This window comes from Mesorhizobium sp. CC13 (assembly GCF_039907765.1).
GTDB lineage: Bacteria > Pseudomonadota > Alphaproteobacteria > Rhizobiales > Rhizobiaceae > Aminobacter.
In genome coordinates, this window is record NZ_JARDJI010000001.1 from 200,334 (window position 1) to 220,587 (window position 20,254).

Annotated in this window: 18 protein-coding genes; 16 read left to right on the forward strand and 2 right to left on the reverse strand. The window is 61.4% G+C overall.

Going from position 1 to position 20,254, the window contains the following annotated elements; all coding sequences use genetic code 11:
• Window positions 1-8 precede the first annotated feature (8 nt).
• A complete protein-coding gene (locus tag PV773_RS00990; RefSeq protein ID WP_347964534.1) occupies window positions 9-1,373 on the reverse strand; it encodes a malonyl-CoA decarboxylase in 1,365 nt (454 codons plus the stop codon).
• 157 nt (window positions 1,374-1,530) lie between these two features.
• Here PV773_RS00990 and PV773_RS00995 point away from each other — a divergent pair, with 157 nt between their 5' ends.
• Window positions 1,531-2,310, forward strand: a complete 780-nt coding sequence (locus PV773_RS00995; protein ID WP_347964535.1) for a creatininase family protein — start codon at window positions 1,531-1,533, stop codon at window positions 2,308-2,310.
• A 93-nt stretch (window positions 2,311-2,403) separates the two neighbouring features.
• Here the strand turns inward: PV773_RS00995 and PV773_RS01000 are convergent, their stop codons facing one another.
• Window positions 2,404-3,228 (reverse strand): IclR family transcriptional regulator, encoded by an 825-nt coding sequence (locus PV773_RS01000; RefSeq protein ID WP_347964536.1) that lies wholly within the window; start codon window positions 3,226-3,228, stop codon window positions 2,404-2,406.
• A gap of 140 nt (window positions 3,229-3,368) precedes the next feature.
• On the opposite strand from PV773_RS01000, the gene PV773_RS01005 reads away from it, so the two are divergent.
• From PV773_RS01005 to PV773_RS01075, 15 genes are all read left to right on the forward strand, one after another.
• Window positions 3,369-4,787, forward strand: coding sequence for an amidase family protein (locus PV773_RS01005; protein WP_347964537.1), 1,419 nt, complete (start codon window positions 3,369-3,371; stop codon window positions 4,785-4,787).
• Window positions 4,784-5,695, forward strand: coding sequence for a DMT family transporter (locus PV773_RS01010; RefSeq protein WP_347964538.1), 912 nt, complete (start codon window positions 4,784-4,786; stop codon window positions 5,693-5,695). Before PV773_RS01005 ends, PV773_RS01010 begins: the two co-directional genes overlap by 4 nt.
• A gap of 254 nt (window positions 5,696-5,949) precedes the next feature.
• Window positions 5,950-6,768: a hypothetical protein gene (locus tag PV773_RS01015; protein ID WP_347964539.1), complete on the forward strand. Its 819-nt coding sequence runs from the start codon at window positions 5,950-5,952 to the stop codon at window positions 6,766-6,768.
• A gap of 283 nt (window positions 6,769-7,051) precedes the next feature.
• A complete protein-coding gene (locus PV773_RS01020; protein WP_347964540.1) occupies window positions 7,052-7,354 on the forward strand; it encodes an EamA family transporter in 303 nt (100 codons plus the stop codon).
• Window positions 7,355-7,576: 222 nt separating this feature from the next.
• Window positions 7,577-8,428 carry an FAD binding domain-containing protein gene (locus tag PV773_RS01025; RefSeq protein WP_347964541.1) on the forward strand — a complete coding sequence of 284 codons (852 nt, stop codon included), beginning with the start codon at window positions 7,577-7,579 and terminating at the stop codon, window positions 8,426-8,428.
• Window positions 8,429-8,439: 11 nt separating this feature from the next.
• Window positions 8,440-8,970 carry a (2Fe-2S)-binding protein gene (locus tag PV773_RS01030; RefSeq protein ID WP_347964542.1) on the forward strand — a complete coding sequence of 177 codons (531 nt, stop codon included), beginning with the start codon at window positions 8,440-8,442 and terminating at the stop codon, window positions 8,968-8,970.
• A gap of 11 nt (window positions 8,971-8,981) precedes the next feature.
• Entirely contained in the window at window positions 8,982-11,369 is a 2,388-nt protein-coding gene (cutA, locus tag PV773_RS01035) for an aerobic carbon-monoxide dehydrogenase large subunit (RefSeq protein WP_347964543.1), read from the forward strand.
• A 62-nt stretch (window positions 11,370-11,431) separates the two neighbouring features.
• Window positions 11,432-11,644: a ferredoxin gene (locus tag PV773_RS01040; protein WP_347964544.1), complete on the forward strand. Its 213-nt coding sequence runs from the start codon at window positions 11,432-11,434 to the stop codon at window positions 11,642-11,644.
• A 143-nt stretch (window positions 11,645-11,787) separates the two neighbouring features.
• Complete coding sequence (locus PV773_RS01045) at window positions 11,788-12,876, forward strand: aromatic ring-hydroxylating dioxygenase subunit alpha (protein WP_347964545.1); 1,089 nt, start codon at window positions 11,788-11,790, stop codon at window positions 12,874-12,876.
• Between the two features lie 136 nt (window positions 12,877-13,012).
• Entirely contained in the window at window positions 13,013-14,251 is a 1,239-nt protein-coding gene (locus PV773_RS01050) for an FAD/NAD(P)-binding oxidoreductase (RefSeq protein WP_347964546.1), read from the forward strand.
• 72 nt (window positions 14,252-14,323) lie between these two features.
• Window positions 14,324-15,412: a BMP family ABC transporter substrate-binding protein gene (locus PV773_RS01055; RefSeq protein ID WP_347964547.1), complete on the forward strand. Its 1,089-nt coding sequence runs from the start codon at window positions 14,324-14,326 to the stop codon at window positions 15,410-15,412.
• Window positions 15,413-15,503: 91 nt separating this feature from the next.
• The gene (locus tag PV773_RS01060) at window positions 15,504-16,595 is read left to right on the forward strand and encodes a BMP family ABC transporter substrate-binding protein (RefSeq protein ID WP_347964548.1); all 1,092 of its coding nucleotides are present in this window, start codon (window positions 15,504-15,506) and stop codon (window positions 16,593-16,595) included.
• A gap of 62 nt (window positions 16,596-16,657) precedes the next feature.
• Complete coding sequence (locus PV773_RS01065; RefSeq protein WP_347964549.1) at window positions 16,658-18,157, forward strand: ABC transporter ATP-binding protein; 1,500 nt, start codon at window positions 16,658-16,660, stop codon at window positions 18,155-18,157.
• Complete coding sequence (locus tag PV773_RS01070) at window positions 18,150-19,289, forward strand: ABC transporter permease (protein ID WP_347964550.1); 1,140 nt, start codon at window positions 18,150-18,152, stop codon at window positions 19,287-19,289. Before PV773_RS01065 ends, PV773_RS01070 begins: the two co-directional genes overlap by 8 nt.
• Complete coding sequence (locus PV773_RS01075; RefSeq protein ID WP_347964551.1) at window positions 19,289-20,230, forward strand: ABC transporter permease; 942 nt, start codon at window positions 19,289-19,291, stop codon at window positions 20,228-20,230. Before PV773_RS01070 ends, PV773_RS01075 begins: the two co-directional genes overlap by 1 nt.
• Window positions 20,231-20,254: the final 24 nt, after the last annotated feature.

Below are 20,254 nucleotides of genomic sequence, written 5' to 3' on the forward strand. Positions count from 1 at the left end.
AGATCCTCCTAGAAATGCGAGATTGGCTGAGCGCGGGTTGGGCGGTCTGAGGCCAGAAACTTGCGCACGGCTTTCGACGTGGCGACGTCACCCTTGTTGGCATAGGCCTCGTGATTGGCCTCGATCGACGGCAGATCGTACATATAGTTCACCATCATGCCATGCGATTGCCTGAGGCCCTTGGGCGACAGGTCGGCCCCGGCGTTCAGGCGCTCGAGGCGGGCGCCGTTGCCCAGGTGGAATCGGGCGACCGGATCAAGCGGCCGCGCCGCCGCGTCCTTCACGTTCACCAGATAGATTGCGGCCGCCCTGGCCAGCACGGGTTCCAGCGTCGCGACCGCACCGGCATCGGCATTCCAGTCCGGCCGGTCGAGGAGCTGCAGCGCCTTGGCCTCCTCGGGGCTTGCGTTGTTGCGATGATGGGAAAGCCAATCGGCGAAGCCCGGGATCGGCGACAGTGTCACGAAATGGTACAGGTTGGGCAGGTCGCGGAGCAGGTCTTCGACCACTTGCTTGATCAGGAAGTTGCCGAAGGAGATGCCCTTGAGGCCCACTTGGGTGTTCGAGATGGAATAGAAGACTGCGGTGTCGGCCTCTGCCGGGTCGAGCGGAGAGCGCTCCCCGGCGAGCAGACCGTCGACGCTCGCGGGCGTGCCGGAGGTCAGTGCGACTTCGACGAAGATCAGCGGCTCGTCCGGCATCTGCGGATGGACGAAGGCGAAGCAACGTCGGTCCGTCGGCTGCAGGCGGCGCCTCAGGTCGTCCCAGCCGCGAATCTCATGGACGGCCTCGTAGCGGATAATCTTCTCCAGGATCGATGCGGGCGAGGACCAGTCGATACGCGTCATCATCAGGAAGCCGCGATTGAACCACGAACTGAAGAGATGGACAAAATCCCGATCAACGACTTCCAGTTCGGGTGCTTGCCGCAAGTGCCGGATAAGGTCGGCGCGCATCGCAACAAGCGCGGCGGTGCCACCGGGCGCCAGGTTGATGCGCCGGAACAACTCCTGCCTCAATGGCTCGGAGGCGCTTGCCAGGCGTGAGGCGGCCTCGGCGCTGTGGCCAGAGCGCCAGGCTTCGACCGCAGCTTCGAGCTGCTTCTCGTCCGGACCGAATGCGCTTGCCAAGGTTCGAAACCATGCCAGGCGGGCCTCGTTGTCCAGCATGCGCCATGCCTTGAGCAGATCGGCGGCCAGGGCCACGCCGGATGCTTCGCCGCGGCTGGAAATGAGCTTTTTCGCCAGGCCGGCGATGCCCTCGGTGGGCAATGCCGCCTGCGTGTGAGGCCTCCACAACAGGCGTCGGCCGCGCTGTGCGATGCCGTTGAACAATTCCCCGAAGAAGACGCTTTCCCGATCAAACGCGCGCATGTCGACTTGTCGTCCTTCCGCCGTCGCCAATCCTGTTTGCAAAAAAAAGCCGGTTGCTGCCGTTGCGTTCTGATGCTTATATATTAGATATCGTATCCACAATGTGAATATTACGCGATTGTCGGATCGATGCAAGTCCAAGCTGGAGGAAGTCGCTATGGAACGCCGTATGTCATTCATGACGCAGATGGAGGTCGGGGAGGCGATCGCTGCCAAGAAGGCGGTTATCCTCCCCACCGGCGCCACAGAGGCGCATGGGCCTCACATGCCCACCGATACGGATACCCACCAGGCGGATCATATTGCGGGGCTTCTGGCCGAGCGCATCGACGCCCTGGTCGCGCCGCCGGTCGCCTATGGGATTTCCAAAACCTTCGAGTTCTTTCCAGGCACTATCTCGCTGTCGATCCCAACATACCAGGCGATGCTGTTCGAAGTTGGGGCAGCACTTATTCGCCAGGGCTTCGATCACCTGATCATACTGAATGGCAATCGCCCGAATGGCACGGCCAACGACGCGGTCGCCCGTCATCTGGTCGATGAACTGGATGCCAGCCACAACGTCAAGGTTTCGGCAGTCAGCTATTGGGAGCCTGCAGCGGCGAAGATCAACGCGTTGCGCAAGTCAGTCCCGGGCGGCATGGGCCATGGCTGCGAGTTCGAAGCCTCGTTCCAACTCGCTACGCGGCCCAACGTGGTCAAGATGGAGCGGCTGGCCGGTGCCTATTACGGCCCGGTGGGATGGGATTTGGTCGCGCCGACCAACCCGACGCGAACCTATTCGCGCCGGCCACGGCCCGAGGCGGGACATGCGGCGATCTTTGGCGATCCAACCCTGGCATCGGCCGAAGCTGGCAAGGTGTTCATCGACACTGTCGTTGATGCGCTGGCTGAAACCTTTACCAAGCTGCAGGCCTCTTACGAAGAACGTAGATAGAGGTCCGGCGGTGAATGAGGCCGCGCAAAGAGCCGTAACGGATCAGTTGCTCGGCCTATCCTTTTGCCGGCATCTGGCCGGCCAGTCTCGTCGTCATCCCTGGCCAGGATGCCAGCCAAGGTCGATGCTGATCGAATGGGTGGCTTGCAACAGCTTGTCTTTGAGATCGTCGAGACGATTGCTGTTTTTGGCGAGGGTCTTCCTGAAGACAAAGGAGATGCAAGCGATGGTGCGGCCACTGGCGTCGCGGATCGGCGCGGCAATCGAGCCTGTAAAGGGCTGCACGTCGCCTATGGTCAGCGACAGGCCATCGTGGCGAATCTGTTCCAGCGTCGTCCTCAGCCGGGCCACGTCGGTAATCGTGTCTGGCGTCAGGCGCTCGAGGTCGCGCAGCAGGTACTCCTCAATGAATTCCGGTTCCTCGTTTGCCAGGAGCACCTGGCCCTTGGAGCCGCAATGCAGCGGGAAATGGTAGCCGTAATGGGCCTTGGTGATGTCCTCGTCGACGCGCTGGTGCGAATAGATCGCTACCGAGTGCCAGCCGATGCGCTCGGCGACCTGCATGGCAATACCTTCCTCGCCCTCGAGACGCGCAAGATAGGGCATCGCAACCCGCAGGATGCGGTGGTTGGCGAGATAGGCAGAGCCGATATGCCAAAGCCTGGGTCCGATCTCATAGCGGTTGGTCTCGGGATCGCGGCGGAGAAACTGGGCCTTCTCCAACTGGATGATCGTGCGGTGCACGGTCGCCCACGGCAGGTTGAGGCTGCGGGTCACATCGACGACGCGGCCCGGCGAGGTAGCAAGGAAGTCAAGAACGGCGAAGGAGCGCGCCATGCCACGCAGCGGATCTTCGGCGCCGTCGTCCTCCCCGTTCTTGATGTCATTTTTCTTTGCCAACTTCTTCGTTGGCTTCACATCAGGCGAATTGCGAGGGGGATTTCTCACTTGGAAGGCCGCTTTAAGTTGAAGTTATCTACATACATAAGCAATAAAGTCTGTCCACTCAATGGATGCAATATTGAATATTTGAAGGCATGCCATAGTGAGGTTTGGCTATGACCGACACGCCCTGGACGTGGAGCGCGGTGGCGGCTGTTGAGCGGTTGAAGAGCGGCGAGATTTCGCCCCGTGAACTGCTTGCCAGCATACGTCAGCGCGTGGAAGCGGTCGATCCTCTAGTCAACGCGTTGCCAACGCTGTGCTTTGACCGGGCAGAACGATTCGCCGGTCAGCTTGAGGAGGCAGCCGTCGCCGATCGGGGACGTCTTGCCGGTCTGCCTTGGCCAATCAAGGACTCGGCTGCTGTTTCGGGCGTGCGTACCACGTGGGGGTCGCTCGCCTATGCTGATCACGTTCCGGAGACATCGGATTATGTCGTCGAAGCAATAGAAGCCGAAGGCGGCGTCATCTTTGCCAAATCGAATACGCCGGAATTCGAAGCTGGCGCCAACACCTTCAACGAGGTTTTCGGCCGAACGCTGAACCCATGGAATCTGTCGCGATCCGCCGGTGGCTCTTCCGGAGGCGCCGCGGTCGCCGTTGCGACGGGCATGGCCTTCCTCGCGCAGGGATCGGATTTCGCGTGTTCGCTGCGGTATCCGGCCGCCTTCTGCAATGTGGTGGGGTTGCGGCCAACGCCCGGCGTGGTGCCGCAAGGCCCGAGTGCGTTACCCGGTCAAGTGTTGTCGGTGATGGGGCCTCTGGCCCGCAATGTCGACGATGTTGCCTTGGCGCTGGACGGGATGGCCCGCTTCGATCCACGCGATCCGCTGTCACGGCCGTGTAGCCCCGCGTCATTCCTGGCGGCGGCACAAGCGCCGCGCGCACCCGCACGCGCTGCATTCAGCATGACGATCGGCATGGCCGCAGTGGATCGTGCCGTGCAGGGGACCGTCGGTCAGGCGCTGGACACGCTGGTGGCTTCAGGACTGCGGGCCGACGAAGCCTGTCCGGACCTCGCCGCCAGCGACCCGGCCTTCCGCACCTTGCGTGCTTTCCAGTTCGCTGCCCTGCGCCGTGGCGTGCTGGAGCAGCATCGCGACAAGTTGAAGCCCGAGGTGATCTGGAACATCGAGCAGGGGCTGAAGCTCACGGCACTGGAACTTGCCGGCGCGGAGGCCGACAGGGCTCGCGTGCGGCTTGCCATGCTTGAGTTTCTCGACCGGCACGGCGTGCTGATCACGCCTACGGCGCCGGTCGAGCCGTTCCCGGTGGAGCAACGCTATGTCGAGCACATAGACGGCCAGAGGCTGGCGACCTATCTCGACTGGCTGGTGTTGGGCTACGCCATCACCGTCTGCGGCTGTCCCGCGATCTCGATTCCCTGCGGCCGGACGTCCACCGGGCTTCCAGTCGGCCTGCAACTCGTGGGCAAACCGCATGGCGAGGCCGAATTGCTCAGGACAGCTGCCTGGTGCGAGGGCGTACTCGGACAATCGCTCACCCGTCCGATCGATCCGAGGGAGCATGCATGACGCACAGGGCGCGACTGGAACCGGTCCTGCTGTTGTTTGGCGCGGGCATCTGTATCGGCTCGATCTTTCCCTTGGGCAAGATCGCAGTGGCCGCGGGAATACCTTCGCTCGTCTATGTCGGCGCGACCGCTGCCGGTGCCGGCGTCGTGCTGACGGCAATTGCCCGACTCGCGGGCCATTCGTTGCGGCCGGACCGGGCCATTCTCCGCTACGCGGCGATTGCCGGACTGCTGACCTTTGCCATTCCCTGGACCGCCGTCGTGACGGTGATGCCGCATCTTGGGGCAGGAATTCCGGCGATAATCCAATCCCTGGCGCCGATTGCCACGCTCGCCATCGTCTACGCATTGGCGCTGGAAAAGCCGAACGTGCCGCGCCTAGTTGGTCTCGGCATCGGCATGATTGGTACGCTGGTGATCCTTTTCGCCCGTAATGGTGGCGGTGGCGCTCATGCGCCGTTCTATTGGTACTTGGCGGCCCTGATCACTCCGGTGGTGCTGGCTGCAGGCAATGTCTACCGCACAACCCACTGGCCGAAGGGCAAGCACCCGCTGCCACTCGCGGCATGGACCCTAGCCGCTGCGGCCCTTGGCATTGCCGTGACCCTGTCCCTTTTCATTGTGACAGGGGCAATGCCTGGCTTTGCCGCCGCTCTCGCAAATGGCTGGCATCTCATTGCCATGCAATGCGTCGCCACGGGCGTTGGATACGGCCTCTTCTTCCGTCTCCAGCAGGTCGGCGGGCCGGTCTATGTCAGTCAGATGAGCTACGTGAACACCGCGGTCGGTGTCGGTTTCGGCGTGATGCTCTTCGCCGAAAGCCTGTCGCTCTGGATATGGCTGGCGCTCGCATTGATCGTGATCGGCGTCCTGCTTGTGAACCGTGTGGGAGACGCGGTCCGATCCTGACAATTCAAGGATGCAATGACGGTCCGTCGCAATTGCAGTTGACATTGCGGAGTATCGATAATTAGGATGTTGTATCCAGATTCTGGATACAATGCTTATATAAATGCATCAAACTGAGAAGATGTACCTGCTTTGCTGGCTGATTGCCGGCACGATGGCGTTTTGCCAGGTGTGAATTTTCTAGTGGTAGACGCTGCGTCTGCATTCGGTATTTCAGCTTAATTTTAAAATTAAAAAAATAGGGGAATGGTAATATGAATAAAATAACACAAGAATTTATCAAGGTGAAACAAAATGTCATAAAGAATATAATATTGGTATTATTATTTTTTTCAACTATTTATGTTACTTTTTCTGATATGGCATCGGCGCAAACATTTTCAGCGAATCAAATTCAGCTCCATTTCGGAAGTGGCTATCATTTTGGTGGAAATGGGATGGATGATACGACCAGAACAATGGTCGAGCTTCAGCATTTCAGCGCATATGACTATGGAGACCTATTTTATTTTGTCGACATCTACGGAGATCACAAGTGGGATGGGGCGTCTTCACGAGTCGGGTTCTACGGCGAGCTATATGGCCACATGGGTTTGAAATCGTTAGGCGTGCCCATTGATGATGGGTCGTTCCTTGCGGACATTGGCCCAGGAGTAGGCATCAACGCGGGTGCGGATTTCCTTGTAAGTTTGTACGGTGTCCGGGCCAGCTTCAAAGTGCCTGGATTTAGTCTTCTTACATTCGGTGTCTACGCATATGACAATCAAATAGACCCGTATGGTCGCGCTCTCGATACGACCTACCAGGCGACGCTGATATGGGATATTCCGTTCAAAGTTGGCGCTCAGAAATTTTCGACTGGTGGTGTAATCGACTGGATCGGGCCGCAAGGGGCCGGGGTGGAGCGCCAGATATACTTCCAGCCTGAAGTTCGTTGGGACATTGGCAGCGCTCTTGGCGGCAAGGAAAACTCGCTCGAAGCGGGTCTGCGGTATGTCCACTTCAACAACAAGTACGGCGTCAAGGACGTCGATGACAATGCTTTCTCGGTATTCGTTACCAAGAAGTTCTAGTTTTGCCAGAACCCGCTCTTCCGGCTCGGCAACGGGCGGCGTCTCCCATCGGTCACGATGGCGAGGCGCTGCTTGCTCGATGGCTGGGTTTATGACTTTATTGCTCAGTGTCGAGTACGAAGTTTGGGAGTTTGACTGTCTCGAAGGCTGTCGAGCATCCATCGATCCCGCTACCTGGGATGTCGATTTGTCGAGCTCCAAAGGGCCGTGGCCACTTCTCCCCGCGGATCATAGTCGAGGCCTCCAAGCGGACGTAGCTGCCTCCGTCAAATGTCCTGGATTGATGGCTGCCTTCGCCACTCTTGCGCTCGGATGGTCACGGATGTACCGCCCAGCATGTGGATGGTGTCTCATAGCCATCCAATGCGTCGCCACGGGGGTCGGATATGGCCTCTTCTTCCGCCTGCAACAGGTCGGCGGGCCGGTCTATGTCAGCCAGATGAGCTACGTGAACACTGCCGTCGGCGTCGGCTTTGGAGTGCTGTTGTTCGGTGAAAGCCTGTCTCTCTGGATATGGCTGGCACTGGCATTGATCGTGACAGGCGTCCTGCTCGTGAACCGTGTGGGAAACACGGCCAGACCCTGACAATTCAAGGAAAATGCAATTGCGATGACGGCCTGTCGCAATTGCTGTTGACATCGCGGACTATCGCTATTTAGGATGCAATATCCAGATTGTGGATAGACAAGAAGCTCAGGAAATGAGCAGTCGGCACAGTCAGGAGGCGACGAGGGGTCGCCAAAACACGGTGCCGGCCATTGGATGTTCACCGTCCAGGGCATGGCGCAAACACATACGGGAGGTAGCATGAAGCCACCGCTGTTCGAGTATCGCGCGCCTCGTTCGCTGAAGGACGCGATTGCCTTGCTGGCTGGCGATCCCGGTGCGATGGTGCTTGCCGGCGGTCAAAGCCTGATCCCGGCGCTGAACATGCGGCTCGCCAGTCCAAGCCGCCTTGTCGACATTCAGCATGTCGAAGGCCTCAAGGGCATCTCGGTTCAAGATGGAACGATCGTCGTGAAGGCGATGACGCGCCATCGGCAGCTCGAACTGAGCGATGCGGCCTTTCGCGCCAATCCGCTGATCCGCGCAGCGATGGCACATGTCGCGCATGTGCCGATCCGCAACCGCGGGACGGTGGTCGGCAGCCTGTGCCATGCCGACGCCGCCGCCGAGATGCCGATGGTGCTGCTCGCAACCGACGGCAGTGTCGTTGCCGAAGGCCCGCGCGGCCGCCGCGAGATCGCGGCCGAGGACTTCTTCCAGTTCCACATGACCACGACGCGCGAGCCCGACGAGATCATCACCGAGGCGCGTTTCTCCGTGCTGCCCGACGGCGCCGGCTGGGCTTTCGAGGAATTCACCCGCCGCCATGGCGACTATGCGATCGCCGCAGTTGCCGCGATCGTGGACAAGACCGCCGGCCGCGTCTCGCTTGCTGCCTGCGGCATCTCCTCGCGGCCGGTACGGCTGAAGCAGTCGGAAGAGATACTCACCAAGGGTGGCCTGGGATCTGATGCCCTGAAGGCCGCAAGCGAGGCTGCCAAGGAGGCGGTCACCGCACCCGACGACATGCACGCAACGACCGACTACCGCCGCCATCTGCTGGCGACGCTGGTTCGGCGCGCGGTCGAGAAGGCCGCTTCCAGGACGAAATGAAGGATATGCAGATGAACCGCGGAACGATCAGGCCGAGGCTGGCGGCCACTTCCATCGATCCCAAGGCAGCCGTCGCCCTGACTGTCAATGGCGAGGCCGTATCGGCGGAGGTGAGCGTGCGTATGCTGCTCTCAGACTTCCTGCGCCACGAGCTCGGCCTGACCGGCACCCATGTCGGCTGCGAGCATGGCGTGTGCGGCGCCTGCACGGTCATCATCGACGGCGTCGCCGCGCGCTCCTGCCTGACCTTCGCGGTGCAGGCATCGGGTGCCGAGGTGCGCACCATCGAGTCGGTTGCCGCCGAAGATGGCAGCCTGCATCCGCTGCAGGAGGCATTCCGCGACTGCCACGCGCTGCAATGCGGCTACTGCACGCCGGGAATGATCATGAACATCCTGAGCAATCTCGAATCCGACACGCCGATGGACCTCTCCGAAGAGGGCATCCGCGATATGCTTTCGGGCAATCTCTGCCGCTGCACCGGCTACCAGAACATCGTCGCTGCCGTACGCCAGGCGGCGGATGCGCTGGCCTCGCGATAAGGAGCGGAACCATGTCCACCCGAGCTTTCGGTTCCCGCGTCCAGCGCAACATCGACCCGCAACTGCTGCGTGGCGAAGGGTCGTTCGTGGATGACATTCCGCTGGCGAACGCGCTGCATGTCGCCTTCGTGCGCAGCCCATTTGCGCGAGCACGGATCAATTCGATCGACGTGTCGATGGCCTTGGCGCATCCGGGCGTCGCGGCGGTCTACACTTGCGACAACACCGGCGATCTCGACCTGGAAATGCCGCTGCTGATCCCCCATCCTTCCATGAAGGACGCGCGTACGCAGCGGCCTCTGGCCCGCGATGACGTCTATTATGTGGGGCAGACCGTTGCCATGGTCGTGGCCGTCGACCGCTATACCGCGGAGGACGCGGCGAGCCTGGTCGACGTCGATTATGATCCGCTGGAAGTCGAGATCGATCTCGAAAGGGCGATCCTGGACGGAGCGCCGCTGGTCCATGCGACGCACCCGAACAACATCGCTGCCCATCTGGTGCAGGTGTCGGGCAAGCCGGACCAGGCGATTGCCGGGGCCGAGCACGTCACCAGGGTGAGGGTCCAGGTCGACCGCTCCACTGCCGCGGCCATGGAATGCCGTGCTGTCGCCGCGATTTTCGACCGGGTGACCGGTGAGCTGACCGTGTGGGACGGCACGCAAGCACCGATTTCGGTGCGCGGAGGGCTCGCTTCGATCCTGAAGCTCGACGAGGACAAGGTGCGCGTGATCGCTCCCAATGTCGGCGGCGGCTTCGGTCAGAAGGTCCTTCTCTTCTATCCAGACGAGTTGCTAGTACCCTTTGCCGCCATGCAGCTCGGGCGTCCGGTGAAATACATCGAGGACCGACGCGAGAACTTTGTTGGTTCCACCCAGGAACGCACGCAGATCCACACGATCGAACTCTATGCCAAGAAGACCGGCGAGGTGGTGGCCCTGCGCGACAGCTTCTTGCACGACACCGGCGCGTTCATTCCTTATGGCATCGCGGTGGCACAGGTCGCGTCGACCTCCATCGCCGGTCCGTACCGCATCCCCAACATCTGGGTCGAGTTCAAGGCGGTGTACACCCCGACCGTGCCTGTCACACCCTATCGCGGCTGCGGCCGCCCGCACGCCTGCTTCGCCATCGAACGGGCGATGGACCAGCTTGCGGACGACCTCGGGCTTGACCGCTTCGAGATCCGGCGCCGCAACCTGATCGGCGAGGACGAGTTCCCCAAGCTGCGCGAGGGATTGCTGTTCGCCGACGGCCTTCCGGTCAGTCTCGACAGCGGCCAGTATCACAAGGCGCTGGAGATGCTTCATGACAAGCTCGACGTCGCCAGTTTCCCTGCCTTGCAGGAGTTGGCGCGCAAGGCAGGAAAGCATCTCGGGCTCGGTATGGCTTTCTACGTGGAAGGTACCGGCTTGGGCCCCTATGAAGGCGGCCACATAAAGATCCACCCGATCACGGGCAAGGTCTACGTCAACACAGGCCTCACGTCACAAGGGCAGGGCCACGATACTGTGTTCGCGCAGATCGTGTCGGACCAGCTCGGCGTGAAGGTTGAGGACGTCATCCTCGTCGAGGGTGATACCAAGGCCTTTGACTGGGGCGTCGCGACCTTCGCCAGCCGCGCCGCTGTGGTATCAGGCAACGCCATCCACAAGTCGGCACTGATTGTCCGCAGCAAGACGCTCGCGGCCGCGGCCAACATGCTCGAGGCCAGTGCGGACGACATCGAGTTGCGCGACGGCGCAGCCTGGGTGAAGGGCACAGACCGCCAGGTCTCGCTTGCCGCGGTGGCCACCGCCACCAACCCGCTGCGATATGCCTTCAATGAATCGGCCAAGGCCGCCACGCAGTTCGCCCCCGCGAGTCGCCATGATGGTCCTGCGCTTGGGGAAGGGCAGGCCCCGGGCCTCGAAGCAACGGATTACTACAGCCCACCTTCCGCCACCTGGGCCTATGGCGTGCACGGCGCAATCCTGGAAGTCGATCCGGATATCTGTTCGGTCAAGGTCAAACGCTACGTCTGCATCCACGATTGCGGCAACATGATCAATCCGATGATCGTGGAGGGGCAGGTGATGGGCGGTATCGCCCAGGGCATCGGTGGCGCGATGTACGAGCGCATTGAATTCGACACCGATGGCAACATGATCAACGCCAACTTCGTCGACTTCCTCGTGCCCTATGCCACGGAAGTGCCACAGGTGGAGATACTGCATCTCGAAACGCCGTCGCCGCTCAATCCGCTCGGGGTCAAGGGTGTCGGCGAGGCGGGGTGCATCCCGGTCGGGGCTGTGATCGCCTCGGGCATCGACGACGCACTGCGGCCGTTTGGCGCCGCGCCGTTCCAGCACATCCCGATCACCCCAAGCATGATCCACGCGGCCGTTTCCGGCAACTGATGTCCGCCTATGGGCGTGCGTACTGAATGCGCAGCAACTGACTGACCAACAGGGAGACCAAGATGAAAGTGCATGTGGACATGGACAAATGTATCTGCTCCGGCATGTGCATCACCATTGCGCCAAGCCTGTTCGATCTGGACAAGGCCGGCCGCCTCGTCGTCATCAAGAGCTGCAAGCTCAGCGATACCGAACAAAAGGAAGCCCAGGACGCGGCAATGTGTTGCCCCGTCGAAGCCATCGAGTTCCTGGAGCACGAACCAGCAATCGCCTAACGGCACGGCCTAACAACTAAAAAGCATCACCGGACTGGACTGGCAGCTCACGCTGCAACGGATTTGCTCGCCCTGTGGGCAGACGAACAAGAACGCCTGCAAGGCGTCATCTGGACGGCAGAGCCAATTAGAGGAGAACAAAAATGGCTGTTACCAAACTCAAACCCGTAGGGAGCACGCGTGCGAACGAACTTGATGTCGAGGGCGAAGCGCTCGTCTATCGATCGCTCCGCCATTTCTGGCACGTGGTCGCATATTCGCATGAGGTGACCGAAAAGCCGATCGGCTTTACCTTGTGCGACCAGGATATCGTCCTCGTACGCATGCGGGGCGAGGTTTCGGTCTTCGACGATCTTTGTCCGCATCGCGGCACGCGCCTGTCGCTCGGCAGCGTGAAGGAGACGAAGGACGGAAACTGCCGGCTGGAATGCCCCTACCATGGCTGGCAATTCGACTCGAGCGGCGATCTGAAGCTCGCCCCTCAGCGGCCCGATCTGGCTGGGCATCTGCGTGCCAGCGTTCGCAAATACCAATCCGTCGAAAAATACGGAATGGTCTGGGTCTGCCTCGAGGACGAGCCTCACTTTCCGCTTCCCGAATATCATCTCTGGGATGACCCTGCATTCCATTACGTTGCGGTGCCGACCGACGACTGGGCCTGCAGTGCGCCGCGCCGGGTCGAGAACTACACCGACTATTCACACTTCGCCATTCTGCACGACGGTTATCTTGGTGACGTCACAGTACCGGAGGTTCCGGCTCACGAAGTCTGGCGCAACGAAAACAAGCTCGAGAACAAGCAAGGTGAGGGTGCGTGGGTGCGCGTGCCCATCGACACGGCAGCCTGGGGTGGGAAGGAGCTGCCGGCTGATCCCTACATCCGGTTTTTGGTCGATTGGCGCGTGTTCATGCCCTTGACCTGTGTCTTGAACATCCTGTTTCAGGATGGAAATCGTTACAACCTGATCTTCCATCCCACGCCCATGAACGCGAAGAAGATCCGCAACTTCACGGTCGCTACGCGCGATTTTGGTGATCCGGCGCAGAAGGACACGGAACTCGCAGGCTTTGTCAAATTTATCTACGACCAGGACAAGCCGGTCGTGGAATCGCAGCGGCCCGAGGAACTGCCGGAAGATCTGACGGTCGAGATGCACGTCAAGGGCGTCGACAAATACTCGGTTGAGTATCGCCGATGGCTCCTCGATCTGGCCAACAAGCTGGCCAACTAGGCCAAGGACGGCTGGCCGATATCGTTCGGATTTCGGTCGTTACCAACTGACTGAATGGCCCCCAAGGGGGCGCTGACACAAGTAGCGGCCCAGCCCATGGTTTCGTGCCTGGGCGGGCGCAAGGGCAAGTTGTGCCATGATACAAGCAAGCGTTAGCCATCCTCCCCACCACCGCCGGCGTGTCGCTATCGCCGGCGGTGGCTTGGCCGGCTTGCGGGCTGCCGAGGAATTGCGTCGCCAGGGTTTCGACGGCTCGATCAGGATCGTCGCCGCCGAAGCCGTTGCGCCCTATGACCGGCCGCAATTGTCGAAGAGCCTGCTCGTCGGAACCACTTCCGCCGACAACGCCATTTACCGCGACGCCGAGTATTACAAAAAGCTGAACATCGATTTGCTGCTGGAGCATCGGATCGACAGCCTCGATCTGCGCGAGCACTGCCTTAAGACCACCCGTGGGTACGTTGATTTTGATGACCTAATCATTTGCACGGGCGCCGCGCCGCGACGATTGAGCGTCGCGAAACTGGCCGGCGTTCATGAACTCAGAACCATCGAGGATGGCATAGCAATCCGCGATGCTTTGGCGAACGGGCCCCGCGTTGTTGTGGTCGGGGCCGGGTTCATAGGTTCGGAGGTAGCGGCTAGTGCCCGCCAGCTCCGGTTGGAAGTTACGATCGTCGAGGCTTCGCCTGCGCCACTGGCACGCGCGCTCGGCGACGACATGGGGCTCGCATGCGCCGGACTTCACGCCGACCATGGAACCAGATTGCTCCGGGGCGTTTCGATCGCTGCTGTCGAAGGTAACGGGCGCGTCGAGCGCGTCAGTCTCACCAACGGGACGACGATCGAATGCGATCTCCTGGTGGTCGGCATCGGCGTTGCACCGACTGTAGATTGGCTGACCGGATCCGGGCTGCTGCTCGACAATGGCGTGGTTTGCGATGCCACCCTCTCGACACCTGCCAGGGGCGTCTACGCAGCCGGCGACGTTGCGTCCTGGCCGAACGAATTGTTCGGCTTGCGCATGCGCGGCGAGCAATGGACCAACGCAGTGGAGCAGGGTCGGCACGTCGCGCGCAACATACTCGCCAACGCCGACGCACAGCTGCCATTCCACGGCAGCAATTATTTCTGGTCGGACCAATATGGCGTCCGCATCCAGTTTGCCGGGATCACCGAGGCTGATGAAATCCGCATCGTCGAGGGCTCGGTCGCCGAGCGTAGGTTCCTAGCCTGGTATCGTCGCGGCGATCGCCTGGTCGGTGCATTGGCCATGAACGAGGCAAGGAGCCTGATGCTCAGCAAGACACTAATTGAGCGTCGCACCAGCTGGGGCGAGGGCATGGCCGCCTTCGAGAAGGCCACGGCATCATAGACCCCGCGCGCTCGCAGGGCGGCGCATCCGAAAACAAGTCAATTTTGTTCAATCGGTCTGATGGAGGATCCGATGGTTGGAAGATATTGCAAATTGCTTGCCGTGGGCGCCGTCGCGTTGGTCGCCGCAACTTCGATGGCAGATGCTGCCTTCAAGCTTTCCGGCCCTGCGAAAATTGCATTGGTCGTCTTCACCAAGAAGAACGACGGCGGCTGGTCGCAAGCGTTGGACGAGGCGCGCCAGCGTATGGAAAAGGAGTTGGGCGTCTCCATCCCCGTGATCGAGAACGTGCCGGAAAACGCCACTGCCATCCGTCCCGCCGTCGAACTTCTGATCCAGCGTGGCTTCAACGTCATCATCGGCTCGGCTTTCGGTTATTCCGACACGTTCAAGGAACTCGCGGCGAAGTATCCCGAAGTTGCGTTCCTCAATCCGGCGGGAACGACCAACGGTCCGAACCTCGAGAGCTTCTACGGTCGAACCTATGAGAGCCAGTATCTGTGCGGCATGGCGGCCGCCGGCGCTTCGAAGAGCGGGAAGCTGGGCTTCGTCGCGGCCAATCCCTTCGGTCTCGTGAACTGGACGGTCAACGCCTACGCAATGGGCGCCCGCCAGGTCAATCCGAAAGCGACGGTCACCGTCGTCTTCACCGGCGCCTGGAACGATCCGGTCAAGGAGCGCGCCGCCGCCGAAGCCCTCGCCGAACAGGGCATCGATGTCATCGGCCAGCATGTCGATACCCCGGCGGTGCAATTGGTGGCGCAGGAAAAGGGCATCTACAGCACCGGCCACCATCGCGACCTGTCGGAGTTCGCACCGAAGGCGACGCAGTGTTCTTCCGTCTGGGTATGGGATCGCTTCCTGCTTCCGGAAATCAAGAAGATAGAAGCCGGCACCTGGGAGCCGAGCCCCTACGGTGCCTTCCTGTCGATCAAGGAGGGCGGCACCGATGTCGCCTGTTGCGGCGAGGCCGTGCCCAAGGAAGTCGCCGACAAGGTCAAGGCCACTCGCCAGGCGATCGTCGACGGGAAGCTGCAGGTCTATGGCGGTCCGCTCAAGGACCGAGACGGCAAGGAGCGTGTGGCGACCGGGGCCGTGCTGGGCGACGCGGACCTCTGGAGCATGGACTGGTACGTAGACGGTGTGATCAGCCAGCAGTGACCGTCTTTAAGGCGAGCGAAGAGGGAGCGCCCTCCGGTCTCGGAGAATTACAAGCAGTCAGGATGTTTCAACCAGACAAATGGAGGGTCTCATGGGCAGAACATTTGTAAGCCTACTTGCCGTGGCCGTTTGGGCACTGGTCGCCGCGATTTCGTCGCCGGCGCAAGCCGACTTCAAGCTAGCCGGTCCGCCAAAGGTGGCGATGATCATGTACTCGCCAAAGGACGACAAGGCGTGGTCCGAGGCTTTCGAGAACGCCAGAAAGAAGATGGAGCAGGACCTGGGGATCAAGATCGCCTTGGTCGAGAACATCCCCGAAAATGCGACTGCGGTTCGCCCGGCCGTCGAACTTCTCATCAGCAAGGGCGTGAACATCATCATCGGCACGGCATTCGGGTACTCCGACGCCTTCAAGGAACTGGCCGAAAAATATCCTGATGTTGCGTTTGTGAATGGCGCCGGCACGACCAACGGTCCGAACCTAGAGAGCTTCTATGGTCGCACCTACGAGAGCCAGTATCTGTGCGGCATGGCTGCAGGTGCCGCCTCCAAGACGGGTAAGATCGGCTACGTGGCGCCCAATCCTTTCGGCCTGGTCAACTGGGCGATCAACGCCTTTGCGATGGGCGCGCAGCAGATGAACCCGAAGGCGACCGTAACGGTGATCTACACCGGATCATGGAACGATGTCGTCAAGGAGCGTAGCGCAGCCGTTGCCCTGGCGGATCAAGGCATGGATGTGCTTGGTCAGCATGGCGCCACGACGGCAACCCAGATGGTTGCCCAGGAGCGTGGCATCTATGCAACCGGCCACCATCTCGATCTGTCGGCGCTTACACCAAAGGCGATGCTTTGTACGTCGTCCTGGGTTTGGGATCGCCTGCTCACGCCGATCATCGCCGACATCGAGAAGGGAACCTGGAAGCCCAACGAATATGGGTTCTTTGCTTCCATAAAGGAAGGCGGCACCGACATTTCCTGTTGCGGTCCGGGCGTGCCGGCAGATGCGGTCGCCAAGATCCAGTCTGAGCGCCAGGCAATCATCGACGGCACGAAGAAGGTTTACGCCGGACCGCTCAAGGATCGCGACGGCAAGGAGCGTGTTCCGGCTGGGGCGGTGCTGAGCGACGCGGACCTTTGGGCGATGGATTGGTACGTGCCTGGCGTCGTCAGCCAGCAATGAAAACACACCGCGGCGACTAACGCCGCGGGCTTTCCCGGACGAATTGTATCGAGGCTGCAATCATGATGGCGATGGAACTTTCAGGCGTTTCGAAGTCTTTCGATGGCTTCCATGCATTGTCATCTGCTTCGTTTACGGTGGCAGCAGGCGAAGTACATGCTCTGCTGGGTGAGAACGGGGCCGGCAAGTCATCATTGATGAATGTCGCTGCCGGCCTTTACCAACCCGACGAGGGGCGTATCAACATAGAAGGCCGCGAGGTACTGATCGACGGCCCAATGGCTGCCAAACGGCTGGGCATCGGCATGGTGCATCAGCACTACAAGCTGGTTAAGGCATTCAATGCGTTGGAGAACGTGCTCCTCGCCTGCGGCAAGGGGCGTTACGGCAAGAGCATCGCCGATGTCGAGGCATCTATCCGACACCAGAGTGAAGCGATCGGCTTCGAGGTCGATCTAAGGCGCCCCGTCGGTGCGCTGTCGGTCGCCGAACAGCAGCGCGTCGAGATCCTCAAGGTGCTGGTCGAGGGCGCGCGCATCCTCATCCTCGACGAGCCGAGCGCGGTGCTGACCGACAAGGAGGCCGAAGCCTTGCTCGGTGTGATGCGGCAACTGGCCGGCCAGGGTGCTGCCGTCGTGCTGGTGACCCACAAGCTGGCGGAGGTTCAGCGTTTCGCCGATCGGGTGACCGTCATGCGCGGCGGCCGCACCGTCGCCTCCGTCGATCCGAAGTCGCGTTCGATCAACGACCTGACGGCGCTGATCGTCGGGGACGTCCAGGCGGAGGTCCGCAAGCCGGCTGCCGCTCCGGGCGCACCGATCCTGAAGCTGACCGGCGTTGCCGGCCTCCGCTCCGATGGCCATCGCGCGCTCGCCGCCGCCAGCTTCGAACTGCGCCGGGGCGAGATCTACGGCATCGCCGGTGTCGGTGGCAACGGACAGTCCGAATTGGCCGAAATCTTGATGGGTGTGCTGCGCCCTGTAGCCGGCAGCATCGAATTCGACGGGGTTGGCGAGGTCGGTGGAGATGGCGCCCGCCGTCGCCGCGAACTCGGCATCGTTTCGATACCCGCCGACCGCCAGACATATGCTCTCGCCGGAGACCTGTCGGTCACCGACAACTACGCCGTGCACGGCATTCGTTCGCACCGGTTCGGCAGCTGGGCGCGCGTCAATAGCCGCGCTGCGCAGGCCGAAACGACCGCCGCGGTCTCGACATTCGAAGTCAACGGCGTGCGGGGCCCACGCCAGAAGACCGCGCTGCTGTCGGGAGGAAACGCCCAGAAGCTGGTCATCGCGCGGGAATTTGCGACACCGCCGCGGGTGGTCGTCGTGCACAGCCCAAGCCGCGGCCTCGACGTGCGTGCGACGGCGGCAGTGCACCAAAGATTGCGCGATGCGCGCGACAGCGGCGCGGCCGTTCTGCTGATCAGCGAGGATCTCGACGAAATCCTGCTCTTGTCGGACCGCATCGGGGTCATGAGTCGCGGAAAGATTGTCCGGGAGTTTGCCGCGCCAGCCGACCGGCAGGCGGTGGGAATGGCGATGGTGCACCATGACTGATATCGATCACAACGTCCCGGCCGCGCTTGCGGTTGCCGGCAAACCCGATCAGCGCCGCAAACGACACGGGTTTGGCCGGTTCAACCTCGAGGTTCGCCAGCATACACCGGCCTGGTATCAGGCTGTCGCCCTTGCCTGCGGTGTCGGTGCGGGCCTTTTCATTGCCGCGCTGATCCTCGTGGCGTCCGGTGTTGGCTTTTCCGACCTCGCCAATGAATTCATCTTTTCGATCTTTTCCACCCCGCGCAGCCTGTCGGACGTGCTGACACAAGCTGCCCCGCTACTTATCGTCGGGCTTGCCGCGGCTGTGGCGTTCAGGGTGCGCTTCTGGAACATCGGCATCGAAGGGCAGATGATCCTTGGTTCGATTGCGGCGACGGCTGTGGCCATCGGCAATGTCGGCCCGGCGCCGGTGCGGCTTGCCACGATGTTCGTCGCTGCGGCCCTGGGTGGCATGACTTGGATGTTGATCCCGGCACTTCTGCGCCTCCGCTACGGCGTCAACGAGATCATCTCGACGCTGCTGCTCAACTACGTGGCGTTCAACCTCTTACTCCATCTTCTCTATGGCTCATGGAAAGATCCGAAGAGCAGTTTTCCGAACTCGGAGCAGTACGAGGCAACCGAGCGGCTGGCGACGGTGGGATGGGAGAGCCTGACCTACGCGCTGCCATTGGCGCTTGTCCTGACGGCAGCCATCTGGTGGCTGCTGAACGTCAGTCGCTACGGCTATTTCACCCGCGTCGTCCAGGCCAATCCACGCATGGCTGCGGCTATGGGCCTGCCGGTCGTCGCTGTCACCGTCGGGGCTGCGCTGTTGTCTGGCGCACTCTCGGGCGTCGCGGGTTTTGTCATCAGCGCCGGTGTCGAGTACCGGATGACGCAGAGCTTCTTTGTTGGCTATGGCTTCTCCGGGATCTTGATCGCCTTCCTCGCGCGCAACAATCCGCTTGGCGCCGTGCTGGTGGCGCTGTGCGTGGCGACGTTGTTCATCGCCAGCCAGAGCCTGCAGGTCTTCTACCAGATTCCCGGTTCGGTCGTGCAACTCGTGCAGGCGGTGGTGGTGATCTGCGTCGCGGCGTCGGAGTTCTTCATACGCTACCGCATCCGTCGCATTCACAGGGGATCGTGATGATCGAATTCCTCGTCAACTGGGCAGCCAATGTTCCGGCGTTCGCCGTGCCTTTCGCGCTCGCCGCACTCGGCCTGATCGTCACCGAGAAGTCCGGCGTCCTTTCGTTGGGGGCCGAGGGCTATTTGCTCATGGGGGCTCTGGCGGGAGCCGGCGCCTCCATCGTGATCGGCGACCATGCATTGGTTGCATTTGCCGCGGGAGCGTTGGCGGCGGCTGCACTGTCGTTGGTGTTTGCGCTGATGGCTGTGACGCTGCGGGTCAATCAGGTAGTGGCTGGCCTGGTCATGGTGTTCCTGGCCCAGGGCCTGACCGGATTGATCGGCACCCAGCAGGGATGGACCAATCGGCCGATCGCCGGTCTCGACCGGATCCCGCTCGGGCCTCTGGCCGACTTTCCGGTGCTCGGTCCGATCCTGTTCCGCCAGGACATGCTTGTCTATCTGACGCTACCGATCTTCTTCGGCGTGGCGTACCTGCTGTCGCGCACGATGGTGGGGCTCCGGCTGCGCGCCGTCGGCGATGCTCCCGAAGCAGCCGATGCCGCAGGCACAAGCGTTGCCGTCTACCGTTATGGCGCGATCGTCGCTGGCGCGGCGATCGTTGGCTTGGCAGGGGCCTATCTCTCGGTCGGCGTTGCCAAGATGTGGGTGGAGGGCATGTCCGGCGGCCGGGGATGGATCGCAGTAGCGCTGGTGATCTTCTCGCGGTGGCAGCCTTGGCGGGCTCTTGCCGGCGCCGTCTTGTTCGGCGGCATCGAGGCTCTGATCCCGCGCATTGCCGCAGTCGGCCTGCAGGTGCCGCAATACTTTATGCTGATGACGCCCTACGTCGCGACGCTTGCCGTCATGGTCTACGCCAATCTGAACAAGAGCACCGAGCGGCGGTTCGACGAGCCGCGCGGGCTCGGACAGCCATATTTGCGTGAGGAACGCCGCTAGCGCCCATAGTTCCAGGCGGACGGT